20 protein-coding genes are annotated in these 20738 nt (G+C 44.4%); 1 reads left to right on the top strand and 19 read right to left on the bottom strand.

What is annotated here, in order from left to right; translation table 11 throughout:
* Positions 1 to 37 precede the first annotated feature (37 nt).
* The 10 genes from ACP7AK_RS06685 to mazG all read right to left on the bottom strand — a co-directional run bounded on the left by ACP7AK_RS06685 (position 38) and on the right by mazG (position 8691).
* Positions 38 to 1306 carry a sensor histidine kinase gene (locus ACP7AK_RS06685; RefSeq protein WP_253145092.1) on the bottom strand — a complete coding sequence of 423 codons (1269 nt, stop codon included), beginning with the start codon at positions 1304 to 1306 and terminating at the stop codon, positions 38 to 40.
* Between the two features lie 714 nt (positions 1307 to 2020).
* Positions 2021 to 2554, bottom strand: a complete 534-nt coding sequence (gene yjgA / locus ACP7AK_RS06680; RefSeq protein WP_005107862.1) for a ribosome biogenesis factor YjgA — start codon at positions 2552 to 2554, stop codon at positions 2021 to 2023.
* 2 nt (positions 2555 to 2556) lie between these two features.
* Complete coding sequence (locus ACP7AK_RS06675; protein ID WP_034438008.1) at positions 2557 to 2826, bottom strand: HPr family phosphocarrier protein; 270 nt, start codon at positions 2824 to 2826, stop codon at positions 2557 to 2559.
* Positions 2823 to 3674, bottom strand: a complete 852-nt coding sequence (rapZ, locus tag ACP7AK_RS06670) for an RNase adapter RapZ (RefSeq protein ID WP_004278335.1) — start codon at positions 3672 to 3674, stop codon at positions 2823 to 2825. The genes ACP7AK_RS06675 and rapZ overlap by 4 nt, the downstream gene beginning before the upstream one ends.
* 18 nt (positions 3675 to 3692) lie before the next feature.
* The gene (panC, locus tag ACP7AK_RS06665) at positions 3693 to 4541 is read right to left on the bottom strand and encodes a pantoate--beta-alanine ligase (protein ID WP_005107864.1); all 849 of its coding nucleotides are present in this window, start codon (positions 4539 to 4541) and stop codon (positions 3693 to 3695) included.
* Position 4542: 1 nt separating this feature from the next.
* A complete protein-coding gene (panB, locus tag ACP7AK_RS06660) occupies positions 4543 to 5352 on the bottom strand; it encodes a 3-methyl-2-oxobutanoate hydroxymethyltransferase (RefSeq protein ID WP_004278337.1) in 810 nt (269 codons plus the stop codon).
* 53 nt (positions 5353 to 5405) lie between these two features.
* The gene (folK, locus tag ACP7AK_RS06655; protein WP_425879197.1) at positions 5406 to 5891 is read right to left on the bottom strand and encodes a 2-amino-4-hydroxy-6-hydroxymethyldihydropteridine diphosphokinase; all 486 of its coding nucleotides are present in this window, start codon (positions 5889 to 5891) and stop codon (positions 5406 to 5408) included.
* Positions 5888 to 7360 carry a polynucleotide adenylyltransferase PcnB gene (pcnB, locus tag ACP7AK_RS06650; RefSeq protein WP_425879195.1) on the bottom strand — a complete coding sequence of 491 codons (1473 nt, stop codon included), beginning with the start codon at positions 7358 to 7360 and terminating at the stop codon, positions 5888 to 5890. Before pcnB ends, folK begins: the two co-directional genes overlap by 4 nt.
* A gap of 136 nt (positions 7361 to 7496) precedes the next feature.
* Complete coding sequence (locus tag ACP7AK_RS06645; RefSeq protein WP_222110534.1) at positions 7497 to 7919, bottom strand: ComEA family DNA-binding protein; 423 nt, start codon at positions 7917 to 7919, stop codon at positions 7497 to 7499.
* On the bottom strand, positions 7879 to 8691 hold the full coding sequence (gene mazG, locus ACP7AK_RS06640; RefSeq protein ID WP_425879193.1) for a nucleoside triphosphate pyrophosphohydrolase: 813 nt from the start codon (positions 8689 to 8691) through the stop codon (positions 7879 to 7881). The genes ACP7AK_RS06645 and mazG overlap by 41 nt, the downstream gene beginning before the upstream one ends.
* Before the next feature lie 92 nt (positions 8692 to 8783).
* Here mazG and ACP7AK_RS06635 point away from each other — a divergent pair, with 92 nt between their 5' ends.
* Positions 8784 to 9554, top strand: a complete 771-nt coding sequence (locus ACP7AK_RS06635) for an SDR family oxidoreductase (RefSeq protein ID WP_425879192.1) — start codon at positions 8784 to 8786, stop codon at positions 9552 to 9554.
* A 23-nt stretch (positions 9555 to 9577) separates the two neighbouring features.
* Here the strand turns inward: ACP7AK_RS06635 and ACP7AK_RS06630 are convergent, their stop codons facing one another.
* From ACP7AK_RS06630 to ispG, 9 genes are all read right to left on the bottom strand, one after another.
* Positions 9578 to 10237 carry a 4'-phosphopantetheinyl transferase family protein gene (locus ACP7AK_RS06630; RefSeq protein WP_425879190.1) on the bottom strand — a complete coding sequence of 220 codons (660 nt, stop codon included), beginning with the start codon at positions 10235 to 10237 and terminating at the stop codon, positions 9578 to 9580.
* An 80-nt stretch (positions 10238 to 10317) separates the two neighbouring features.
* A complete protein-coding gene (locus ACP7AK_RS06625; RefSeq protein WP_180038806.1) occupies positions 10318 to 11013 on the bottom strand; it encodes a hypothetical protein in 696 nt (231 codons plus the stop codon).
* Positions 11014 to 11034: 21 nt separating this feature from the next.
* On the bottom strand, positions 11035 to 13095 hold the full coding sequence (locus ACP7AK_RS06620; protein ID WP_425879187.1) for a hypothetical protein: 2061 nt from the start codon (positions 13093 to 13095) through the stop codon (positions 11035 to 11037).
* Positions 13086 to 14594 (bottom strand): hypothetical protein, encoded by a 1509-nt coding sequence (locus ACP7AK_RS06615; RefSeq protein ID WP_425879185.1) that lies wholly within the window; start codon positions 14592 to 14594, stop codon positions 13086 to 13088. Before ACP7AK_RS06615 ends, ACP7AK_RS06620 begins: the two co-directional genes overlap by 10 nt.
* A gap of 269 nt (positions 14595 to 14863) precedes the next feature.
* Positions 14864 to 16273 carry a ribosome biogenesis GTPase Der gene (der, locus tag ACP7AK_RS06610; protein ID WP_004278348.1) on the bottom strand — a complete coding sequence of 470 codons (1410 nt, stop codon included), beginning with the start codon at positions 16271 to 16273 and terminating at the stop codon, positions 14864 to 14866.
* Between the two features lie 167 nt (positions 16274 to 16440).
* Positions 16441 to 17589 carry an outer membrane protein assembly factor BamB gene (gene bamB / locus ACP7AK_RS06605; protein WP_425879183.1) on the bottom strand — a complete coding sequence of 383 codons (1149 nt, stop codon included), beginning with the start codon at positions 17587 to 17589 and terminating at the stop codon, positions 16441 to 16443.
* Entirely contained in the window at positions 17586 to 18284 is a 699-nt protein-coding gene (locus ACP7AK_RS06600; RefSeq protein ID WP_004278352.1) for a YfgM family protein, read from the bottom strand. The genes bamB and ACP7AK_RS06600 overlap by 4 nt, the downstream gene beginning before the upstream one ends.
* A 30-nt stretch (positions 18285 to 18314) precedes the next feature.
* Complete coding sequence (hisS, locus tag ACP7AK_RS06595) at positions 18315 to 19610, bottom strand: histidine--tRNA ligase (RefSeq protein WP_004278353.1); 1296 nt, start codon at positions 19608 to 19610, stop codon at positions 18315 to 18317.
* Positions 19611 to 19613: 3 nt separating this feature from the next.
* A complete protein-coding gene (ispG, locus tag ACP7AK_RS06590) occupies positions 19614 to 20735 on the bottom strand; it encodes a flavodoxin-dependent (E)-4-hydroxy-3-methylbut-2-enyl-diphosphate synthase (protein WP_425879180.1) in 1122 nt (373 codons plus the stop codon).
* Positions 20736 to 20738: the final 3 nt, after the last annotated feature.

Raw genomic sequence — 20738 nt, 5'->3', positions numbered from 1 at the left:
GTCTCAGTGGGAATGTTTTAGCTTGAAATTTACTTCTTTAAGATTGCTCGATATGTACATCTTCAAGCACCAGTGCCTGATGATCATTGGTGACCATCGGTAAATGCACGGTAAAGGTCGTACCCCGACCCTCTTTGGAATCTACAGCAATTTGACCATGGTTCAGGTCAATAAAGCGCTTGCAGAGCACCAGACCCAAACCTGCCCCTTTCTCTTCAGCTGTGCCTCTGACACTCACACCCAAAGTCGGTTTAAACAGATTCTGCATCTGCTCTTCAGTCATGCCCAAGCCAGTATCCTGAATCGTAATCTTGACCTGCTCGCCTTCCATTTCTGCAGCTAAAATCACTTTACCGCCTTGATTCACCGGGGTGAATTTAAGCGCATTCGACACCAGGTTCTGCAAGACAGAGGTAATCATGTTGATATCCGCATGTACCTTGATGTCTTCAGGAATATTATCAACCAGTTCAATTTTTTTATTTAAGGCCAGACTTTTCAGCACACTGCACACAATATTACTGGATTGTTTCAATTCATAATTAATCGGATGATAAATAAAGCGTCCACCCTCTGCCATCGCCCAAGTCAGCAGGCTTTCCAGCAGGTTATAGGTCGATTGTGCATTATCATATAAATAATCCGCGATGCTCTGGATACTGGATTCGTCCAGAGTGTCACGCTCCTGCGCTAGCACTTCGGAAAAGCCCAGTAAACCATGAAATGGTGCACGCAAGTCATGCGCAATAATCTGGAAAAATTTGGTTTTACTGAAGTTGAGTGCGCATTGCTGTTCATATAATTCTTTCAGTTCAGTATGTTCTTGATTGAGCTGAATTCGAATCACTAAACTTTCAGCAAATTGTTTAATAGTGGCAATATCGTCCTGATCGAACAGTTCGGTCTGATCATCAAAGAAAATGACCTGTCCAAAAGACACACCGCTACTTGATTTTAAATTAAAGGCGACCAATCTCTGATGCGCTACACCGAGATCTTTCACATAATTTGACAGTTCTGTATAAGCAGGATGCGTCTGGTCGATAACATCTGCCTGTTGCAGATACGTAGGCAGATTCACGTCCTGCGGGGCGTGCAAAGCCCGGAAACCGCGCGGACAGCTGTACCAGATATAGGGCTCCGTGTGGAAGCGAATAATGCTGGTTTTAACGTTTAAAACTTTACGGGCGATCTTACAAAAGGTGTCTAATAGGTTATTGGAGGTATAGACACCTAAAATGAGAGATATACGGCACGAGCTTAATTGCTCCGTATTCTGACCGACCTCTAGCAGTTTTAGTTCCATGTCTGCCTCTCTGAATGTTTATGGAATAAAGAAAACACAGCCGACCAAATTCATACAATCAATAACAAAGATTCTATATTTACTCAACGATGAAAACCCACCTCTAGGTTAAAGGATTTGTTAACCTGTTTCTATCCAGATACATTCTTAACTGCAAGGTACTGATATTTAATTGATTAAGAATAACTTGAAAATTTACTATTCTAAAAAAACCTACATAAGTATTTGAAATTAATCTATCTCACCTAAAATAAGTATCTTTATTTGTATTTACTGTAACACAGTACTGAATAAAAAATACCCACCATCGCTTTTTACTTTATTTAAAGTAAAAGCTAATGATTTTTCAACTATATAGTTTGACCTTATGATTAAAAACAGATTTTATATCAGGCTTCATCTACCTAATAATGCTCAGAATTAATTTTTAATTTTTTAAAATATCTTAACAATTCTAATGTAAGAAATATTTTAAATATCAGCATTTCGACTAAAAACAGATCCAAAAAACCACTGAGGATTGTAAAGAACTTACATTTATTAACAAATTAATTATGAAAATTTTGTGTTTTTTATCCTCAGTGCAGTTTTAGAAGCTGGAATAGAAATATTAAAATAGATCACTTATAGGCTATGCATGTCTACGTCAAACCAATCGGCTCAGAATAGCTATAAAAAAAGCGGCCTAAAAAGACCGCCTTTTTATATGGCTGCTTAATTGTCAGAAATCAATGCCACTTGCTGTACATAGTTAAACAGCTTTAATTTAGAAGCATTCACTTCTTCTTCAGGTGCTTGATTCTTTAAATCACGGTGTACCCGAAGATAATGTTGACGTAAGGTATGACGCTCTGTCGCATTATAGTTTTTGGTAAATTCATTGATGGCTGGATCACCATCTTTAACAATTCGATCCACCCAACGCTGTAATTGAGCTGTCTTTTTAAGACCTTGTTTGGGTGTTAAATAAGACAAAATCACCGTTTCATTTTCATTACGTAATAATTTACCAATCCGTGAAAATTGACGACGACGTGCTTCATGTGAACTAATTGCCTGCACATCAAGCAAGGCGTCAATCAAACGCTCATCTACGGGTAGGTTTTTAATTTGTTTAGCGCTCAGCTCTGCAAGCTGCGCACCCAAAGCAGCCATACGCTGGACTGCTTTTTTCTGTTCGGTCTTACTTGCGCGTCCCTCTAAAGAATCAAAATCTTCTTCAGTTAAACTGTTCGGTCGACGTGCCACGATTAATCTGCCTCATAAAATTTTGCTGCAAATAGTGCCTGAATTTCAGATAAGGCTTTGTCCTCGTCTGCTCCTTCAATCACCAAGCGTAAAGTTGTTCCTTTGCCCGCACCGAGCATCAGCAAGGACATGATATTTTTTGCATCTACCAGTTTATCCGCTTTGCCAATCTGGATACTGGAACGAAATTTGGTGGTAACTTCTATCAGTTTACCAGATGCGCGTGCATGTAAACCCAGTTTATTAATTACGTCAACTGTCGTATCAATCATGACCAGTGCTTCATTTCTCGATGGAGGACTTGAATAGACCATTTTGCCTCAAGGGCTTTTTTTAGTCTATCCACAATATAAACAGAACGATGCTGACCACCGGTACAGCCAATCGACACGGTCATATAATGACGATGCCCTTCAGCAAAGGTCGGCAACCACTTGTCCAGAAAATGATACAGATCATTGAACATATCCTCGACCTGATCGCTCTTTTGTAAAAACGCCTGCACGGGCTGATCTAGCCCTGAAAATTTGCGCAGTTCCAGTTCCCAATGCGGATTCGGCAAATGCCGGACATCAAAGACATAATCGGCATCCAGTGGAATGCCATGCTTATAACCAAAGGATTGCAGAATCAGGATCAGGTTATCGGCCTGTCCAAGCTTGGACAACAAGGTATGTTTCAGATCATGCACACTTTTATCGGTGGTATCGATATGTACCGTAGAACGCAACTGAATCGGCATCAACAGGATTTTTTCTTCCTGTATACACTGATTCAGACTTTTAAAGCGTGACGCCAGAGGATGCGGCCGACGCGAAGCACTAAAGCGGGCAATCAGCTCCTGATCCTGCGTGGTCAGATAGATAATATCGACCGAACCATGCTGTTGCAGTTGCTCAAATACATGATCAAATTCTTGTAAATCTGCCCGGGTACTGCGCACATCGACGCCCAGCGCCAACTGTTCCAGATTGTTTTCGCTGTCCAGTTTTGCCACAATTTCGGGAAGCAATGCCAAAGGCAAATTATCAATACAGTAATAACCCAGATCTTCAAGCACCTGTAATGCAGATGATTTACCCGAACCAGATTGTCCTGTGACAATTAAAATGCGCTTCATGCATGCTACCCTTTCATCTTAGCCGGCAGTGTATTTAACCTGCAGGTTATCGATCAGACGTGTATTCCCCAACTTTGCAGCTATAAATAACACAAGATCTTGATTAAACGTATGAATTTTTTGTAATTCTGGCGTGCGGGCTTCAACATAATCAACAACGAAACCGGCATCGGTTAGGCTCTGACGAATTTCGGCCAATACCGTATCCAGTTCCACGCCTGCATGTAATTGCTGTTCAGCCCGTTGCAAGCTTTGATAAATGACCGGTGCGATTGCACGATGCTCTTCGCTTAAATAACCATTGCGCGAACTTAAAGCCAGGCCATCTTCTGCACGGGCAATCGGTACACCAATCACTTCCAGTGGAATATTCAGGTCTTGTACAAACTGACGAATCACCGCCAATTGCTGATAATCTTTCTGGCCAAAGAAGGCGTAATTCGGCTGTACGATATTAAACAATTTAGTGACCACCACCGCCACACCATCAAAATGGCCGGGACGCTGCAAACCGCATAAATCATTGGTAATGTCAGAGACACTGATATTGGTCAGACGCGGTTTTTTGCCATACATTTGCTCAACCGTCGGCGCAAACACGATGTCACAACCAACTTCAGCCAATAGTTGTTGATCCTGTTCAAGCGTGCGCGGATAGCTGTCAAAATCTTCATTGGGCCCAAACTGGATCGGGTTGACAAAGATACTGACCACCACCACATCACACAACTTACGTGCTTCACGCACCAAATTCAAATGTCCCTGATGCAGATTGCCCATGGTCGGTACAAAACCGATAATCTTGCGACTGGTACGCGCCGGATTTAAGGATGCCGCTAAGCCCTGAATGGTGGTTTCTGTTTTCATCTTACAATTCAACCTGAAAAGTTTGTTCTGGTGCCGGGAAAGATCCATCTAAAACTGCAGCATGGTACGCTTTGAAAGCATCCAGAATGGCTGTTGCACCCGATTGTTCTTGCATAAAATTACGTACAAATTTTGCAGTGTGGCCAAAGGTCAGGCCCAACATATCCTGAACCACCAATACTTGTCCGTCAGTGGCTGCACCCGCGCCAATGCCAATCACCGGAATCTGCGGAAACAGTTCGGTGATTTCCTGACCAAGCTGTGCTGGTACGCATTCAAGTAGCAATAGTGCAGCACCCGCCTCGACCACTGCCTTACAATCTGCAATGAGCTGATCAGCCGCTTCACGGGTACGGGCTTGTAGTTTATAGCCACCAAAAACATGTACCGACTGCGGAGTAAGACCCAAATGCACACACACCGGAATACCGTTACGGGTCAGCACTTGCACGGTTTCTGCCAACCATGCACCGCCTTCCATTTTCACCATTTGCGCGCCAGCCTGCATCACGGTTTTCGAACTTTGCAAGGCATCATTCAAGGTGGCATAGCTCATAAATGGCAAATCAGTCATGATAAAAGCATGCTGGTTACCACGGCGTACCGCAGCCGTATGATAGGCCATATCTGCAACCGTGACCGGCAAAGTCGAATCACGGCCCTGAATTGACATCCCAAGAGAATCGCCAATTAAAATGCTGTCCACTTCGGCAATTTCCATGGCTTTGGCCATACTGGCATCATAGCAAGTCAGACATGAAAATTTGCGTCCATCTGCTTTAAAGCGTCTTAAATCACTCAGACTGACCATGAAAATGTTCCTCTATGCTTGAAAGTTCTGACGAAGCTACCATCACTTAAAAATTAAATATTTGCCCAGTTGCTGTTATCGAGTACCGTGAGGGTCGATTGTTTGACGATGTCCAGGTCTTTTAATCTGTGTCCATGAACCTGTATTTCAGGATCAATATCCAGAAGGGGAATCAGGACAAAATCACGCTCTAATACCCCAATATGCGGCACAGTTAAGCGTTCATTTTGAATCTGCTCATTGCCGTAGATTAGTAAGTCCAGATCCAGCGTACGTTCGCCCCAATGACGTAAACGTACCCGACCGGCGTCCTGCTCAAAGGCTTGCAAACGATCCAGCAGGCTTAAAGCGGCCAGATCGGTATTTAACTGCACCACTGCATTCAGATAGTTCGGCTGATCCTGTGGTCCCATCGGTGGACTTTGATACAGATGCGAAGTTTTCACCTGCCCCAAGGTCGCCAGTTTCTGTACAGCTTCTGCCAGAATCTGGCGTGAATCGCCTAGGTTACTGCCTAGGCCAATATACGTCACGATCATTGTGTTGGTCCAAACACCACCTGGCTCAGATCACGTTTTACCCGCTTACGTTTCATAATCGGATGATCTGCGCCAATTTCACCGCTGGCACTGGCTGCCACATGCGACAGAGGTTTCGCCTTGTCTTCAAACTTGGCTTTACGCACACGACGATTGCGTGGTTCAGGTTCATTCACTAACGGCTCAATCTCAGCGAGATCTTGCTGCTGGGTCAGTTTCTGTTCCAGATGTTCTTCTTGACTCGCCTTGCGGCGGCTCTTGGCACGCTGACGGTTATACTGGCTAATGGCCCTTTCTTTCTCGTCACCGCTCATTTGCTGGTAAGCATCCCACCAGCTGCCCATGCCTTGGGCAGTCGCATCACCTGATTTTTCACGCAGCAGCAAAAAGTCAAAGCCGGCACGGAAACGCGCGTGGCTGGACAAAGCCTCGATTTGCTGCGGTTTTGGATTCAACAAACGGGTTTGCATTTCCCAGACTTCACGAATAAAGGTTTCCGCAAAGCGTGGAATAATAGTGCGGGTTGCCTGACGTTTTAATACGTCGAGCCCAGCTTGGGCACGGGCTTCGGCCGCTACTACACCTTTATTCAGATAGAATTCACAACGCTCAAGGAACGGCTGCCATAACAATACCGCATAGAAAAATGCAGGGTTGATGGTCTTGCCGATAGAAATACGCTGATCGGTATTTTTCGCAGCACGTTCCATAAACGGCGTAATTTCAGGCTTGATATCTGCAAATAACTGCTGCCAGATGCCGAAATCGATCAGCATTGGCAAGACACGATTTAGGTGTCCCATGGTGAACAGTTTCTGTGATTCATCATAAAGTCGATGTGGAGAAACATCACGCAGTAACTGGGTCATTTCCGGCGTAAAGACATCCAGAATCGCCTCATCAATATTAAAGTTCAGCTTGGCCGCAAAACGTAAGGTTCGCAGCATCCGCACCGGATCTTCTTCAAATCTTAAAGTCGGATCACCGAGTAAGCGTAAGGTTTTGCTGTGAATATCATCGACCGCATTGCAGAAATCCAGCACAATGCCTTTACGCGGCTGGTAGTACATTGCATTGATGGAGAAATCACGACGGGCAAAATCCTGCTCGATGCTACCCCAGTTGTTGTCACGCAGAATCATCCCCGCGGCCGAGGTCACTGCTTTTTTTGGTGGTGCACGGAAGGTTGCCACTTCAACCAGTTCCCGCCCTGAATAGACATGCGCCAGTTCGAAACGTCGTCCGATAATCCGACAACGTCGTCCGAAAACTTCCTTGACCTGAGCCGGGGTTGCATTGGTAACTGCATCGAAATCTTTAGGATTCAAACCTAACATCAGATCTCGAACACCACCACCCACGATATAAGCTTCATAGCCTGCCTTGTTTAAGGCATCAATCACATCGAGAATATAAGAAGGTAATTGAGCGGTTGATAAACCACATTTTGACGCGCGCAAAGTTTGCAAAAGACGCTGTCTCCTACGTCTGAACGTAAAATTCCAAGATGACGCTAATCATATCGCTTACACGCCTAAAGGGCAATTTGATTATGTCAATCCTGCGAGTCAAATCAATCAGCTAGTCATGATCCATGCTGTCGCCTTACAAGGCCAGTTTGGCCTTGTTTTTGGCAAATAATGCCGGCCCAATACCTTTGACTAGCTGGATCTCTTCAATGCTTTTGAATTTACCGTTTTTTTGCCGATGTTCAATAATCGCTTCGGCCTTCTTTTGACCAATCCCATTCAGCTGTTGTAATTGCTCTACAGTTGCATTATTTAAACTGATTTTATCAGCAGCGGAAGATGCCGATAATGCAGGCTTCGCCAGATAGTGATTGCTTTCGGATGAAGCCGTAGCGGCAGCTTTTTTCTTCAGACGTGCATCATGTTGCTGTTGCTGGGTCTTCCATTCCATATAATCGGTCGCAGTCGCATGCGCTGTTCCGATAGAAATAAAGCCCAACCAGCAACTCAGAAGAAGATTAATCCACGTCGGACCGATTCGATAAGGTATTTTTTTCATGTGCTGCTCTTTGTTTTAATTCTAATTTAGCCTGTTCCCACAGCTGATCAAGTTCAGTTAGTGACAGCTTTTCCAAGTCTAATTGTTGTCGTTCTGCCTGATCTTCCATCAAGGCAAAGCGGGTCCGAAATTTATGGATCGTACCCAATAATGCCATCTCGCTGGAGATGCCAAGTTTACGTCCAACATTGACCAGAGAAAATAAGCAGTCGCCAAATTCTTCCTGTATTTCATCGGAATTTTGTCCGGCTACCGCTTCTTTTAATTCAGCCAGCTCTTCTTCCAGCTTGGCATAAGCACCCGCCATGTCCGGAAAATCAAAACCGATTTTGGCGACATTTTTTTGAATTTCATCAGCCTGCGCCAAAGCCGGTGCATGTTTAATCTGATCCAGGCGTGAACGCGGCTTGCCCTGCTTTTCTTGCTGTTTGATTTCTTTCCATAGCTCGGACACATCTTCCGGACTCATTTTTGCAAATTGTTCAGCTTGAAATACATGCGGATGACGGCGAATCAGTTTATCGGTAATGGCCTGCACCACATCCTGAAAATCGAAAGCGCCCTGCTCACTGTACATCTGCGACTGGAACACTACCTGTAACAGCAAATCACCCAGCTCATCGCGGACATCGTCGACTTTTCCAGAGCGGACTGCCGCTTCGACTTCGTAAGCTTCCTCAATGGCATATTTGGTCAGAGATTCGGGGGTCTGCTGCTGATCCCATGGACATTTTTCACGTAATTCGCGCATGACCTTGAGTAGTTGTTCCATGTTTAAAAACCTCTTTTTTTTTACCAAATTGTCGCGTCAATCTGCCAGTTTCTTGTTATGCTCAAAAAAAAGACAATAAGGAGATCAGGCACATGCACAGTATATTGATTAGCGGTGCAGCACAAGGAATTGGTGCCGCGACAGCCGCCCTATTTTACCAGCACGGCTACAAGGTGGGTATTTATGATGTTCAGGTGGAGCAGGCAGAACAACTGGCCCAGCAACTGGGCGAACATGCCAAAGCCGGTTTTCTGGATGTGGCTGGTTATACGTCCTGGGAAACAGCTTTAGCCGAATTTTCAGCTTGGGCAGGTGAAATCAATATTCTGGTCAATAATGCCGGGATTTTATATTCAGGCCCTTTTGAAGAAACTGATATTATGGCGCATCATCGGACTCTGGATATTAATGTTAAAGGAGTCATGAACGGCTGTCATGCCGCTTTCCCTTATTTAAAAGAATCTTCATTTGCCCGCATCATTAATCTATCTTCAGCTTCGGCGATTTATGGCCAGGCCGATTTAAGCAGTTATTCCACCAGCAAGTTTGCGGTGCGTGGCCTGACTGAAAGTCTGGATATTGAGTGGCAACCCTATGGGATTCGAGTCTTGGATGTCATGCCGCTTTTCGTCAGTACAGCCATGGTCAAAGATATGCAGGCAGAAAGTATTAAAAAAATGGGTGTGCATTTAAAAGCAGAAGATGTTGCACAAGAGATTCTGAAACTGGCACAGCTCAAAGATTCCATTTGGCAAGCAACGCATCATCCGGTTGGATTCAAAAGCCAGTTTTTATTTCATTTGTCGCGGATGAGTCCACAATTTGTGAATCGGCTGAGTAACCTGGTCATTTCCAGAAAATAAAAAATATTTGGGTTGATTCTGTTTTAGACAGTGTGATGAATCTGGATCACTGGAAATCTCAACCCTTTGCAGGAATGCTCACTTTGCCAGGCCACGGTGAGCATACAGCCAGCAATAGAATAATTTTGATAAGCATAGATGCCAATCTCTGGATGTTCGCAGCGCCCACCATTTTGCTCAGGATGGATATTGGTATTGAGTTCGTTGAGGTTGATCCGGATTCCCAAGCCTGATGCCTTTAACACGGCCTCTTTAGTCGTCCAGACTTTAAACCAGTATTCGGGATCATAAGCCAGCGTTTGCCAAGTTTTGAGTTCTTCAGGATGGAAGGCGTGCTGTGCCAAAGCTTCAAAACGGACTTTACGGCTCAGTTCTTCAATATCGATTCCCAAGTTTTGGACATTCCTGCTCGTGGCCAGGGCGTAGAAATTTTGACTATGACTATGATTAAAACTGAAATCCGGATAGTCATTTAAATAAGGCTTGCCATATTCAGTGGCGGTGAAATCCAGAGATTGGATCGGATGATTGAATTGATCTGACAGCAACTGGTTACGTCGCGCATAAATTGCCAGTTTTCGATTTTTGATTTGCTCTACCCGTGATTCAGGCGGTTTAATCGAAAAGAACTGATCTATTTTTTGTAGATAAATTTGAATATTTCGCGACAATGCAAAGCTCATAGAAACAGATGGACTTTTTCATTTTACGTCGCCAGATAAAAAAAGAAAGCCTGTTCGAAAACAGGCTAGACTCATATTGCTTAGATTGAATCAGAAATATCAACTGGTTTTGCTGCTGCAGATTCTGGCGCCTTAAAGTTCAAGCCCGCTTTTTTCATCAATTGCGGATACTCCACCAATGCCATTGTTGCGTTTTTTGCAATTCCAGTCACATCACCTAATAGACCTTTGGCATCCATAAAAGACATACCGCTATCGCTGACACTACGCGGATTACTGAGCATTTGCATAGACACCTGCTTACTATTAAGCACGAGTTCGCGTGCAGACAAGCCCGCAATCGCAAAGTTAGTAAGTGAGTTAACTAGAAGCTGTTTCTGGCTTACACTTAATGCATTAATACGTTCCAGTGTCGCCGCTTCATCCTTTTTTGATGCATCCAGAACATCATTGGTCAATTTGGTAATCTCTTTCTGGATGGCCTCTTTTTCCTTTACGTCTGAGGTAGTTTTCAAGCTGTTTAATTTGGTTTTCAGCTCTTCACTGTCTTTACGTTCAGCAAACAGGGTTGCCAGTGTCGTTCGGCTTTGAATAAACATGGCATTGGTGGCTTGTGCCTGCTTAAGAAAACCCGCCAAATCCAGATTTTGTGAAGATGTGCCTGTTGTCGTTGCAACTGCTTTTGATGCCAGACTACTCAATGTTCCAAGACCGGCATGGCTTTGCGATGCCAATACAGCACTTCCCAAGATCAAGATGCTTGCGATTTTTTTCATAGTATTTCCCCTTATAATTCCTTACTGAACTGCATCGGCCTTTTGCACGATCTGATTTAAAATTTTTGGTAATGCCTTGAACATCTGAATGTTGTACATTTCATGACGATGGGTGATATCAATCCCTTTTAAACTAACTTCTTGCTGTAAACCAACAGCCCCAACACGTTCCTGTTTTGCATTAAAACGCCGCGCGCCACCAGCCAACACCAAAGTGGCATCGCAACTGGATTTGTCTGCATTGCATTTAATAGAGTCTTCTTGAACCTGAATTTTGAATGCTGGCTGTAAGCACTCGTCTTTAGGCACATACAGTTTCAAATCTAGCTGTTTTTTAAAGCCGGCATTTTCAGTCATTTTTATAATTGATGTTTCCAAACTGGTCTGACCTTTAAAACCTGAGCCTGTGGCATAAAATGGACGTTTGGACTGACTGGTAAATGCGTGATAAATCAGCGGACCAAATCCATAAAATGGAATCTCTCCGACTTGATCAGTATGCAAGCTTGGACAAAGTACACGAGCAAGTTTCGACTCACCCACAGCAGCATGGCTATCCACCAAGATGCTGTCACCCGAACGTACCGGCAGGCGGTCATTTCCACTCACAGGAAAATCAAGCTGCGCTTTGACTTTAGTCCCTTGACGCTCAATGACTGTAGCTTCCCAAGTCGGGATTAACACTTGACGCTGAGCAACTTTTTCACGGTTATACACATGAATTTTCATGCCTGTGGTCAAACGCTCGCCTGCATCCTGAATCGTGATGGTCTCGCTACCACCACTCGCTACCTGCAAATCTGAACGGGTAAATTGAATCCCTTTTTGGAATTGCTGACCCAATTTCACCAAAGCATTTTTAAGTGCCACTTCTTTACGCGTATCCAGTGAAAAACCCATTCCTTGTGAAATGGCTTCACTGATTTCATCAGTCGCATGCGCCGAATAAATCACGCGCCCAGAACGGTCAATCATTTCAGCAAAGACTTCGCTATGTACCACTTGCTGCTCAGTCATTTTGCCGACTTGCTGCTGATAACCAATTACAGGAATCACATTAATACGAATAAAAAATTCAGGAAGTTCACGCTGATGCTGGGTTTCCTGATTAGTTAAACCTGTCTGCTCACTGATACTCTGTGCGAGCACGCTATAACGTTTGTTGACTGGTGTAAGGGTAAAAGATGCATTTTCTCCGATCGCATCAGAAAAAATCTGCTCAATCAGGTCTTTTGACTCGCCTTGATAAGTCAATACATCCACCACCAAAGCTTTAGGCTTGTTCAGTGCCTGACGGGTATTAGCCGAAATCTTGCTAAACTGGCTCGAATTACCACTCATCAATACAGGCAATGCCACAGCATAATCACTGTCAGCATGGACAACCCGGATTAAATCTCCTGAAGCCGAGCTCAGCTCATCATCTTTGGCAATCCCTTGATTAAAGCCTTTATCCAAAACCATATAAGACTTCCAGCGGTCAATCACCTTGGTCTGCACTTCAGAGACCTTAAATTTCTTCTGTAGATCTTGGGTCAATTGCTGAGTCAAGGTCAGCAAGCTACTTTGAAATTTCTGCTGAACCGCCTGACGGGTTGTAGCCGCCTCGATATCAGTCGCCAGCACCTGTATAGGTTGAGATAAAGTAGCGCTATCGGTATAAATCACTTCTCCGGATAGGACATTGGTCAACTTTAAACTTAAAGTGACTGGCAGAAAAATCTCGGCTGTAGACTCCTTTTGCACCACATATTCGCTGGCCCGCAAAACTTCCAGAGAAGCCACATAGCTTCGATGTTTATTCTGTTGGGAAATTGAAGTAACCACCTGATCTTGCAAGGCCTGTTTCAGCTGCTGCTCGAAAGCTTGTACAACTTGAGTACGAATCGTCTCGCTAGATACAGCCTTGCTAAAGTCACAGGAAATGGATGATGCGTTTGCTTCTATATGTTCCACCGATTGACGACAAGGCAGTTCCAGCCCGTAAATTCCCTTCGCCGGAAAAACCTGAATATTGGCCTGCGCACTAGCCGTTCCCATCAGCGCCATGGCAAGCATGACTTTTTTCAAGCTTATTTGCATTGAGTACCACCAATACATAAAGTAATGGTATTCCCTGCTTGCAGGCGTTCGGCATTCGACAGAACAGGATTTACCCGGCGCAATGCTTTGGCAAGTTCAGCACTTAAGGGCTTTTCACTCTTATAAGTCATGGTCATCTCGACCAATTTGCCATCCTGGGTACGGATATCGATATTTTCCGCACCATCCATTTCATCTAAGGCTACGTACAGGTCATCCCCTAACCGGCTAGATACGCTACCTGATACACTTTTTACAAAGAGGGTTATTTCCTTACCATACATGCTGCGGTTTTTCGAATAGGCGAGGATTTGTGGACCGACTTCAGATAGCGTCATTTCACCCAGTTTACGGGCAACATTGGTACGGCAAGTATCTGTCGTTGCAGCAGTTGATGATTCTGTACGGGTATCGCCGCCCATCAGTGTGCCATCATCGACTGAATAAATTTTATAGCTGAGTGCACCATCACAAACAAACTGACCCGTTGCACCTGAACGACCACGGTCATAAATATAAGAGCTACCGACCATAAACCAGTCCGCTTTTTCCTGACGTGCAGCCACTGCAAGTTTTGCCAGCTCTGCATCACCCAGCAATTGTTGAATGGTCATACTCTTGCCTTTGAGATAACGGCTACGAAACACATCCGAATCCATTAAGCGTAGATCATATTTAGATGCTGCACGGGCAATTGAGGTTAACGTTTGATTTTCACGCTCAGGTGTGGTCGACGGGGTTTGATATTCCACATATTTCACAAAATTTTGAATATCATTCTGGCGTTCAGACTGGCTATAACGTGCTGATTCACTGGCGTTATAACTTGCTGAAGCAGAAGATTTACCTGAATTATTGTGACTTGATGAACGTGCAGCAACGCCCGCACCTGCACCATAGTAATTACCATAGGCATAGCCTGAAGCCGAAGCTGATTTGCCTTTTGATGAATATGATGAACTTTCACTGGCTTTTGCACTTTCTTTCGCGTCATAGCTGGCCTTTTCATCATAGGCATAGCTCTTGTCAGAAAAGTACGACGTAAACTCTTTCACCGGTTTTGAGTTATCTCGCGGTACACCAAAATATTCATCCATTACGATCATGATCGGACTGGTTCGGCTATTCTTTTTGGATAAACCCAGATCATTTAAGATCTGGCGAAACTCCTGATCATCCATTTCAATTGAAATAGAAGTAACCAGTTCATTGTTATTGTTGGTTTGACTACCACGATTAAATACGTAGCCATTGTCAACTTGTTTCACAATATCTGCCAGATGGAGTTCGGCATCCTGCATGGCTTGAGGGCCATTTATTTTTTTGATTAAAGCAATGACTGCATCAGTTTTTGCATTATTCAATGCTTGATTCCGTGTTCCTATTGGATCTTTTTTTATAATGGGGCTACTGCCCTCACCATTCACTTTGATCATTTCAGCGCATGCAAGGCTTGGTAAGCCCATCATACAGATTAAGGCCAATGCAGTTTTTTTCATGTTCCCCTCACACCACCGCAAATTTGGGTAGTAATTTATTATGATCTTTTTCAGTCAATTTTCATTTTTGCGACTGAATTAACAATTTCACACAAATATAATACATATCACATAAATATTAAATTGATACTTATACTAAATAACTATAATTAAAAGAATATTTTATTTTTATTAAATTCAAAATTAAGCCTGATTAAAAAATATTTTTATAGGTAATAAAAAAGCCCGCTTTACGCAGGCTTTTTATCCGGAAAATTTAAACTATAAAATTAACGCTTAAATTTCTTCTCGGCTTTCTTGAACTTCTGTACATAACGACGTTTACGTGCAGCTGCACGCTCATCCACTTGAGACTTACGACCTTCAAACGGGTTTTCCGAAGTTTTAAACTCGATTTTAATCGGTGTACCTTCAAGCTTGTACACTTTACGGAACACATTTTCCAGGTAACGACGATAATCCGCAGGGGTTTTATCCACTTTGTTTCCGTGAATAACGATCGTTGGCGGATTTTGTCCACCCATATGCGCATAACGCATTTTAATACGACGACCCTGAACCATCGGCGGTTGGTGGGCATCTGTCGCATCATTTAAAATCTGGGTGATTTTTGCTGGTGATACTTTCAAACGAGATGAATCATAAGCACGGTGAATCGATGGATAAAGATCGCCCACGCCCGTTCCATGCAATGCAGAAATCAAATGCACTTTGGCCCATGGAATAAAATCGAAGCGACGCTCTACATCAAGCTTACATTGCTTACGATCATATTCAGTCATGTTATCCCATTTATTGACTGCAATAACCATGGCACGACCCGCTTCAAGTGCATAGCCAATCAAATGCAAATCCTGCTCAACAATACCATCACGCGCATCGACTACAACCACAATTACGTTGGCATCTTTCATTGCCTGTAAAGTTTTAACAATCGAGAATTTCTCAATCATTTCATCGACTTTACCTTTACGGCGCACCCCGGCAGTATCAATCAGGGTGTATTGACGGCCATCACGCTCGAATGGAATATAAATCGAGTCACGTGTTGTACCCGGCTGATCAAATGCCACCACACGCTCTTCACCGAGCAAGCGGTTCACCAGCGTTGATTTACCTACGTTTGGACGACCAATAATCGCTAAACGCAGACCCGTGTTTTTGTCATGCTCTTCTGGATTTTCATCTTCCGGCACATCAGCAAGTACGTCTTCCAGCATCTGCTGAACACCACGACCATGGCTGGCTGCCACTTGTAACGGCTCACCCATACCCAGTTTGTAGAATTCAACCAGGGCAGCTTCAGCATGTACGCCATCAACCTTGTTGGCCACCAGAAAGACTTTTTTGCCTAAAGTACGTAATTCACGTGCAATCTGTTCATCGGAAGCCAGTAGTCCGGCACGCGCATCAACCACAAAAATAATAATGTCGGCTTCATGAATGGCAGTCTTGGATTGCTCTGCCATGTAGGAGTCAATCCCACCTTCATTTTCGCCAATACCGCCAGTATCGACCACAATGAAAGATTTATTTTGATAGGTAGCATCGCCATATTTACGGTCGCGTGTCAGACCTGCGAAGTCTGCCACCAATGCGTCACGGCTCTTGGTAATCTGGTTGAACAGCGTTGATTTTCCGACGTTCGGACGACCAATGAGCGCAATTACGGGTTTCATAGAGTAACCTTTATTTAATATCAGGCGTCAAAGTGGCCTGAACATCAGAAAGCATAGGAAGATATAAGGGGTAAATACCCTAAATAAAAACACGGGGCATTGATTTTTCAATCACCCCGCGTTCACAAAATACGGTTGTGGCTAGTTTAGCATAAGGCTCGTTAAAATTAACGGTTCTGCCAAATGCTTAATGCGCCCTTGCGTGTGGAAACATACAGCTGGTTGTCGATGACGCGTAAGCTACGTACTTCCCCAGAGGTTTTCGAACGACCAGTAATCTGTCCGGTACGCGGATCAATCAGGTGCAAGACACCATCCAGATCACCGACTACAAGATCAGTACCCAGCATCACCGGATTACTTAACTTGCGATTCAGCAACTGGTCATTTTCCCAAAGCGGTTGACCCGAGGTAATCTCAAAGGCTTTGATTTTGCCATCGGTTTGCGCCACAAATACGCCATTACCCACAACTTCTGGACGCTGGATACTGCTGGCATCTTCACTCCAGACCACCTGTTGTGAAGCTAAATCCAGCACAGTCACCTGACCTTGATAACTGGTGGTCACCACAAACTGGCCTGCAACGACCGGTTCCCCGTCAATATCAACCAGACGCTGGATATCAGAACGCCCATCCGACACTGCGACACGACGCTGTAATTTTGGCACACCGCTTAAGGCATCCAGTGCATAGATATAAGCATTGGAAGATGCAATCAGTACATTACGAGCATCTAATGCAACAGGTGCAGCCATGCCACGCAGGCTGAATTGTACATTAGGTAAGTTATAAGTCCAAACTTGCGCACCCGTCGCAATTTCATGCGCATATACGGTGCCGTCATTGCTCACGCTAATGACACGACCAGCATGAATTAATGAAGGTGCCAGTAAAGCACCCGTCAATTGCGCAGTCCATTTTTGCTCGCCGGTTTGCTGATCCAGCGCAAACAGTTGGCCTTTCTGGTTGCCAACGACAACAAGACCTTCAGCAGCTTCAACACCAGAACTTAAATTGTCTTTGCTGACTTTTTTCTGCCACAGACGCTGTTTGCCTTTAAATGCAGACACTTCGCCTTTCGGGTCAATCGCAAAGACCACATCATTATCTGCATCCAGACGTAAACGCAACGGATCAGCAGCATCTGTCGAAGCCACACTGGTGGAAAATACAGGGACCAGGGTTTTGGCTTGAGTCAGTTTTGGAAGTGGATTCGGTTTTACTTCTGGAACTTTATTGGTTTTACCCGCACAGCCAGCCAATGCAAGCGTTAAAACAGTCAAGGCACAGGTAATTTTGTATTTTCTATTCATTCAGCTTCTTCCGCTTGTGTTTCTATAATTGGGCGTTCGATTTCCGGATCATCGACCAATACGCCTACGCTTTCGAGCTTAATTTGTAAAATCTGACGTTCTTCTTTACGTTCAATCAAAGCATCCCATGCACTTTGATATACTTTTTTAGCATTTTCAATATCATTTTTGGCAACATAGATATCGCCACGTGCTTCATCGGCAGTTGCTTTAAATGCAGGCTCAGTGACTGCTTCTAAAGTTTTCAATGCAGCATCATATTTTTTCTGCGCCAATTGTGCATAAGCCAGACGAAGTTTGACGACCTGAACCAGACCTTTATCGTCTACTTTCGAGTTTTCAACTTTCTGTAGCGCTTTCTCGGCCGCAGCATAATCTTCTTTGTCATAAGCCAGTTTCGCCATCACCAGCTGGGTCTGAATCGCCTGTGCTGAATCAGGTGCTTCCTTGACAATCTTGTCCGCAGCTTCAGACAACTTGGCAAAACCATCACCTTTCGATGCCTGTGCATCATCCATCAACTGCTGAACCTTGGCAGTGTGCATTTGCGACTCTGCCAAGTTTTTCTTCTGCCAATATTCCCATCCAAAAAAGGCAATCAGCGCAATTAAAATCCCAGTAATCATCGAAGAACCATATTTCTTCGTAAAGGATTTTAAGCTTTCAAACTGTTCATCACCACTCATTGCGCTCATGAGATTACCCTTTTCCTAATGTTTTATCGATTATTTTGAAGAAATTTTAGTACTAAAAAATGCAACGAAGTCCGTAAATGGTACATTCGATTGCTCTGCGGTTGCCAGCTCTTTCACAGTAAACGCCTGAGCTTCCAGTTCACGTTCACCCAAAATCGCCGCATACAAAGCACCGGCTTGATCAGCCTTTTTCATTTGCGATTTCATTGAACCCTGTGAGCCTACTTTCAGACGAACCTGACTGCCTGCTGCTTCAAGCTGATCACGGATCTGCTCCGCAATGACCAAAGCTTTACCTTGAGAAGCCGGTTCAGCCACCAGGAATACTTCACAATCACGTGTCGGGGTATTGTCTTCAACCTGCTCAAGCAAAAGCAATAAACGCTCGATACCCATGGCAAAACCAACTGCAGGAACAGACTGATCTGCCTTTCCTTTAAGCTGCCCCACCAGGCCGTCATAACGGCCACCGGCACAGACTGTTCCTTGTGAACCCAAATGGGTTGTGGTCCATTCAAAAACAGTTTTGTTGTAATAGTCCAGACCGCGTACCAGTTTTTGATTGATCACGAAGCTCACGCCTGCATCAGTCAAATACTGCTGTAACTGGGCAAAATGCGCCAGAGTTTCTTCACCCATAAAGTCATGCAGTTTCGGTGCATTTTCCAAGATGCTTTGTGTTTTGGCATCTTTAGAGTCCAAAATACGCAATGGATTCGTGGTCAGACGGCGCTGAGAATCTTCATCCAGATCAGCTTTATGCGACTCTAAAAACTCAACCAGTGCCGCACGGTAAGCTGCACGTTCATCCGACTCACCGAGTGTGTTGAGTTCTAATTGAACTTTGTCCGCCACACCCATACGTTTCCACAGACGCGCTGTCATCAAAATCAGTTCAGCATCCATATCTGGCGTTGCCACACCAAAGGTTTCCACACCAAACTGGTGAAACTGACGGTAACGACCTTTTTGCGGTTTTTCATAACGGAACATTGGGCCGATATACCAGACGCGAGGCGTCGCACCACGCAGCAGATTATGCTCCAGCATGGCACGTACACAGCCAGCCGTCCCTTCAGGACGTAACGTCAACGACTCAGGCGGATTACCCTTGTCGAGGAAGGTATACATTTCTTTTTCAACGATATCGGTTGCATCACCGATCGAACGTTTAAACAAATTAGTCTGTTCTACGATAGGCAAACGAATTTGTTGATAGCCATAGGCATCCATCAAACCGGATAGATGCTGTTCAAGACGTCTCCAAGCTGGGGTTTGCGTTGGGAGAATGTCATTAAAACCTTTGATTGCGACGATTGAACTCATGATCTACTCAGGAAAACTTGTACGAATAATTTCTTTAGATTTAGCTTCTTCAAGCTCGGTAACACGTTGACGAACCATGGTTTCGATTTCATCAACCAATTGATTCGTGTCAATTAAATGGCTCTTCTCACCATTACGGTACACTAGTGAACGTGGTGCTGCACCCACTACACCAATATCCGCTTCTTTAGCTTCGCCCGGCCCATTGACCTTACAGCCAATGACAGACACATCCATTGGGGTACGAATATCTTCTAAACGCTCTTCAAGTTGCTGCATCACTGAAATCACATTAAATTCCTGACGTGAACAGCTTGGGCAAGCAATGAAGTTAATCCCATTGGAGCGCAGACCCAGCGATTTCAGAATATCAAAACCAATTTTAATTTCTTCTTCAGGCTCGGCAGCTAAGGAAATACGCATGGTATCCCCGATGCCTTCCATCAGCAGGCCACCCAAAGCGATCGCAGATTTAACCGAACCGGTACGGTAAATACCTGCTTCTGTGACACCCAGATGGAGTGGATTATCAATTTGCTGTGACAGCAAACGATACGCCTCCATGGTCAGGAACACATTCGAGGCTTTGACTGAAATTTTGAATTCCTGGAAATCCAGACGGTCTAGAATATCGATATGACGCATCGCAGATTCAAGCAGTGCCTGACCCGTCGGCTCGCCATATTTCTTTTGAATATCTTTTTCCAGTGAGCCGGCATTGACACCGATCCGCATGGAAATGTCGTTATGACGTGCCGCGGCCACCACTTCACGGATTTTCGCTTCCGAACCGATATTGCCCGGGTTAATCCGCAGGCAGTCTGCACCCAAATCCGCAACTGCCAAAGCAATTTTATAATCGAAGTGAATATCGGCGACCAAAGGTACATTGACCTGCTTGCGAATTTCACCAAATGCCGCCGCGGCTTCCATGGTAGGCACAGAAACCCGCATGATGTCTGCACCGGCATCTACACAGCGCTGAATCTGTGCAACCGTAGCTGCTACATCACAGGTTTCAGTATTAGTCATCGACTGGATACTGATTGGTGCATCACCACCCACATAAACTGAACCCACACGAATTTTACGTGTTGGACGACGTTTAATTGGATTTACGATCATCGT

Origin of the sequence: Acinetobacter sp. TWP2-2-3 (assembly GCF_049896445.1) — a bacterium.
Taxonomy (GTDB): domain Bacteria; phylum Pseudomonadota; class Gammaproteobacteria; order Pseudomonadales; family Moraxellaceae; genus Acinetobacter.
The sequence above is the reverse complement of the archived record's forward strand: the minus strand, read 5'-3'. Positions and strand labels throughout refer to the sequence as shown.

What these genes read in the sequence shown, in the direction of transcription:
- ACP7AK_RS06630 (WP_425879190.1), bottom strand. Translation starts at nt 10,237, where the DNA reads ATGAGCTTTGCATTGTCGCGAAATATTCAAATTTATCTACAAAAAATA.
- ACP7AK_RS06685 (WP_253145092.1), bottom strand. Translation starts at nt 1,306, where the DNA reads ATGGAACTAAAACTGCTAGAGGTCGGTCAGAATACGGAGCAATTAAGC.
- ACP7AK_RS06625 (WP_180038806.1), bottom strand. Translation starts at nt 11,013, where the DNA reads ATGAAAAAAATCGCAAGCATCTTGATCTTGGGAAGTGCTGTATTGGCA.
- mazG (WP_425879193.1), bottom strand. Translation starts at nt 8,691, where the DNA reads ATGGAACAACTACTCAAGGTCATGCGCGAATTACGTGAAAAATGTCCA.
- ACP7AK_RS06635 (WP_425879192.1), top strand. Translation starts at nt 8,784, where the DNA reads ATGCACAGTATATTGATTAGCGGTGCAGCACAAGGAATTGGTGCCGCG.
- folK (WP_425879197.1), bottom strand. Translation starts at nt 5,891, where the DNA reads ATGATCGTGACGTATATTGGCCTAGGCAGTAACCTAGGCGATTCACGC.
- ACP7AK_RS06620 (WP_425879187.1), bottom strand. Translation starts at nt 13,095, where the DNA reads ATGCAAATAAGCTTGAAAAAAGTCATGCTTGCCATGGCGCTGATGGGA.
- der (WP_004278348.1), bottom strand. Translation starts at nt 16,273, where the DNA reads ATGAAACCCGTAATTGCGCTCATTGGTCGTCCGAACGTCGGAAAATCA.
- ACP7AK_RS06600 (WP_004278352.1), bottom strand. Translation starts at nt 18,284, where the DNA reads ATGAGCGCAATGAGTGGTGATGAACAGTTTGAAAGCTTAAAATCCTTT.
- ACP7AK_RS06645 (WP_222110534.1), bottom strand. Translation starts at nt 7,919, where the DNA reads ATGAAAAAAATACCTTATCGAATCGGTCCGACGTGGATTAATCTTCTT.
- rapZ (WP_004278335.1), bottom strand. Translation starts at nt 3,674, where the DNA reads ATGAAGCGCATTTTAATTGTCACAGGACAATCTGGTTCGGGTAAATCA.
- ACP7AK_RS06615 (WP_425879185.1), bottom strand. Translation starts at nt 14,594, where the DNA reads ATGAAAAAAACTGCATTGGCCTTAATCTGTATGATGGGCTTACCAAGC.
- panC (WP_005107864.1), bottom strand. Translation starts at nt 4,541, where the DNA reads ATGAAAACAGAAACCACCATTCAGGGCTTAGCGGCATCCTTAAATCCG.
- ACP7AK_RS06675 (WP_034438008.1), bottom strand. Translation starts at nt 2,826, where the DNA reads ATGATTGATACGACAGTTGACGTAATTAATAAACTGGGTTTACATGCA.
- hisS (WP_004278353.1), bottom strand. Translation starts at nt 19,610, where the DNA reads ATGAGTTCAATCGTCGCAATCAAAGGTTTTAATGACATTCTCCCAACG.
- bamB (WP_425879183.1), bottom strand. Translation starts at nt 17,589, where the DNA reads ATGAATAGAAAATACAAAATTACCTGTGCCTTGACTGTTTTAACGCTT.
- panB (WP_004278337.1), bottom strand. Translation starts at nt 5,352, where the DNA reads ATGGTCAGTCTGAGTGATTTAAGACGCTTTAAAGCAGATGGACGCAAA.
- ispG (WP_425879180.1), bottom strand. Translation starts at nt 20,735, where the DNA reads ATGATCGTAAATCCAATTAAACGTCGTCCAACACGTAAAATTCGTGTG.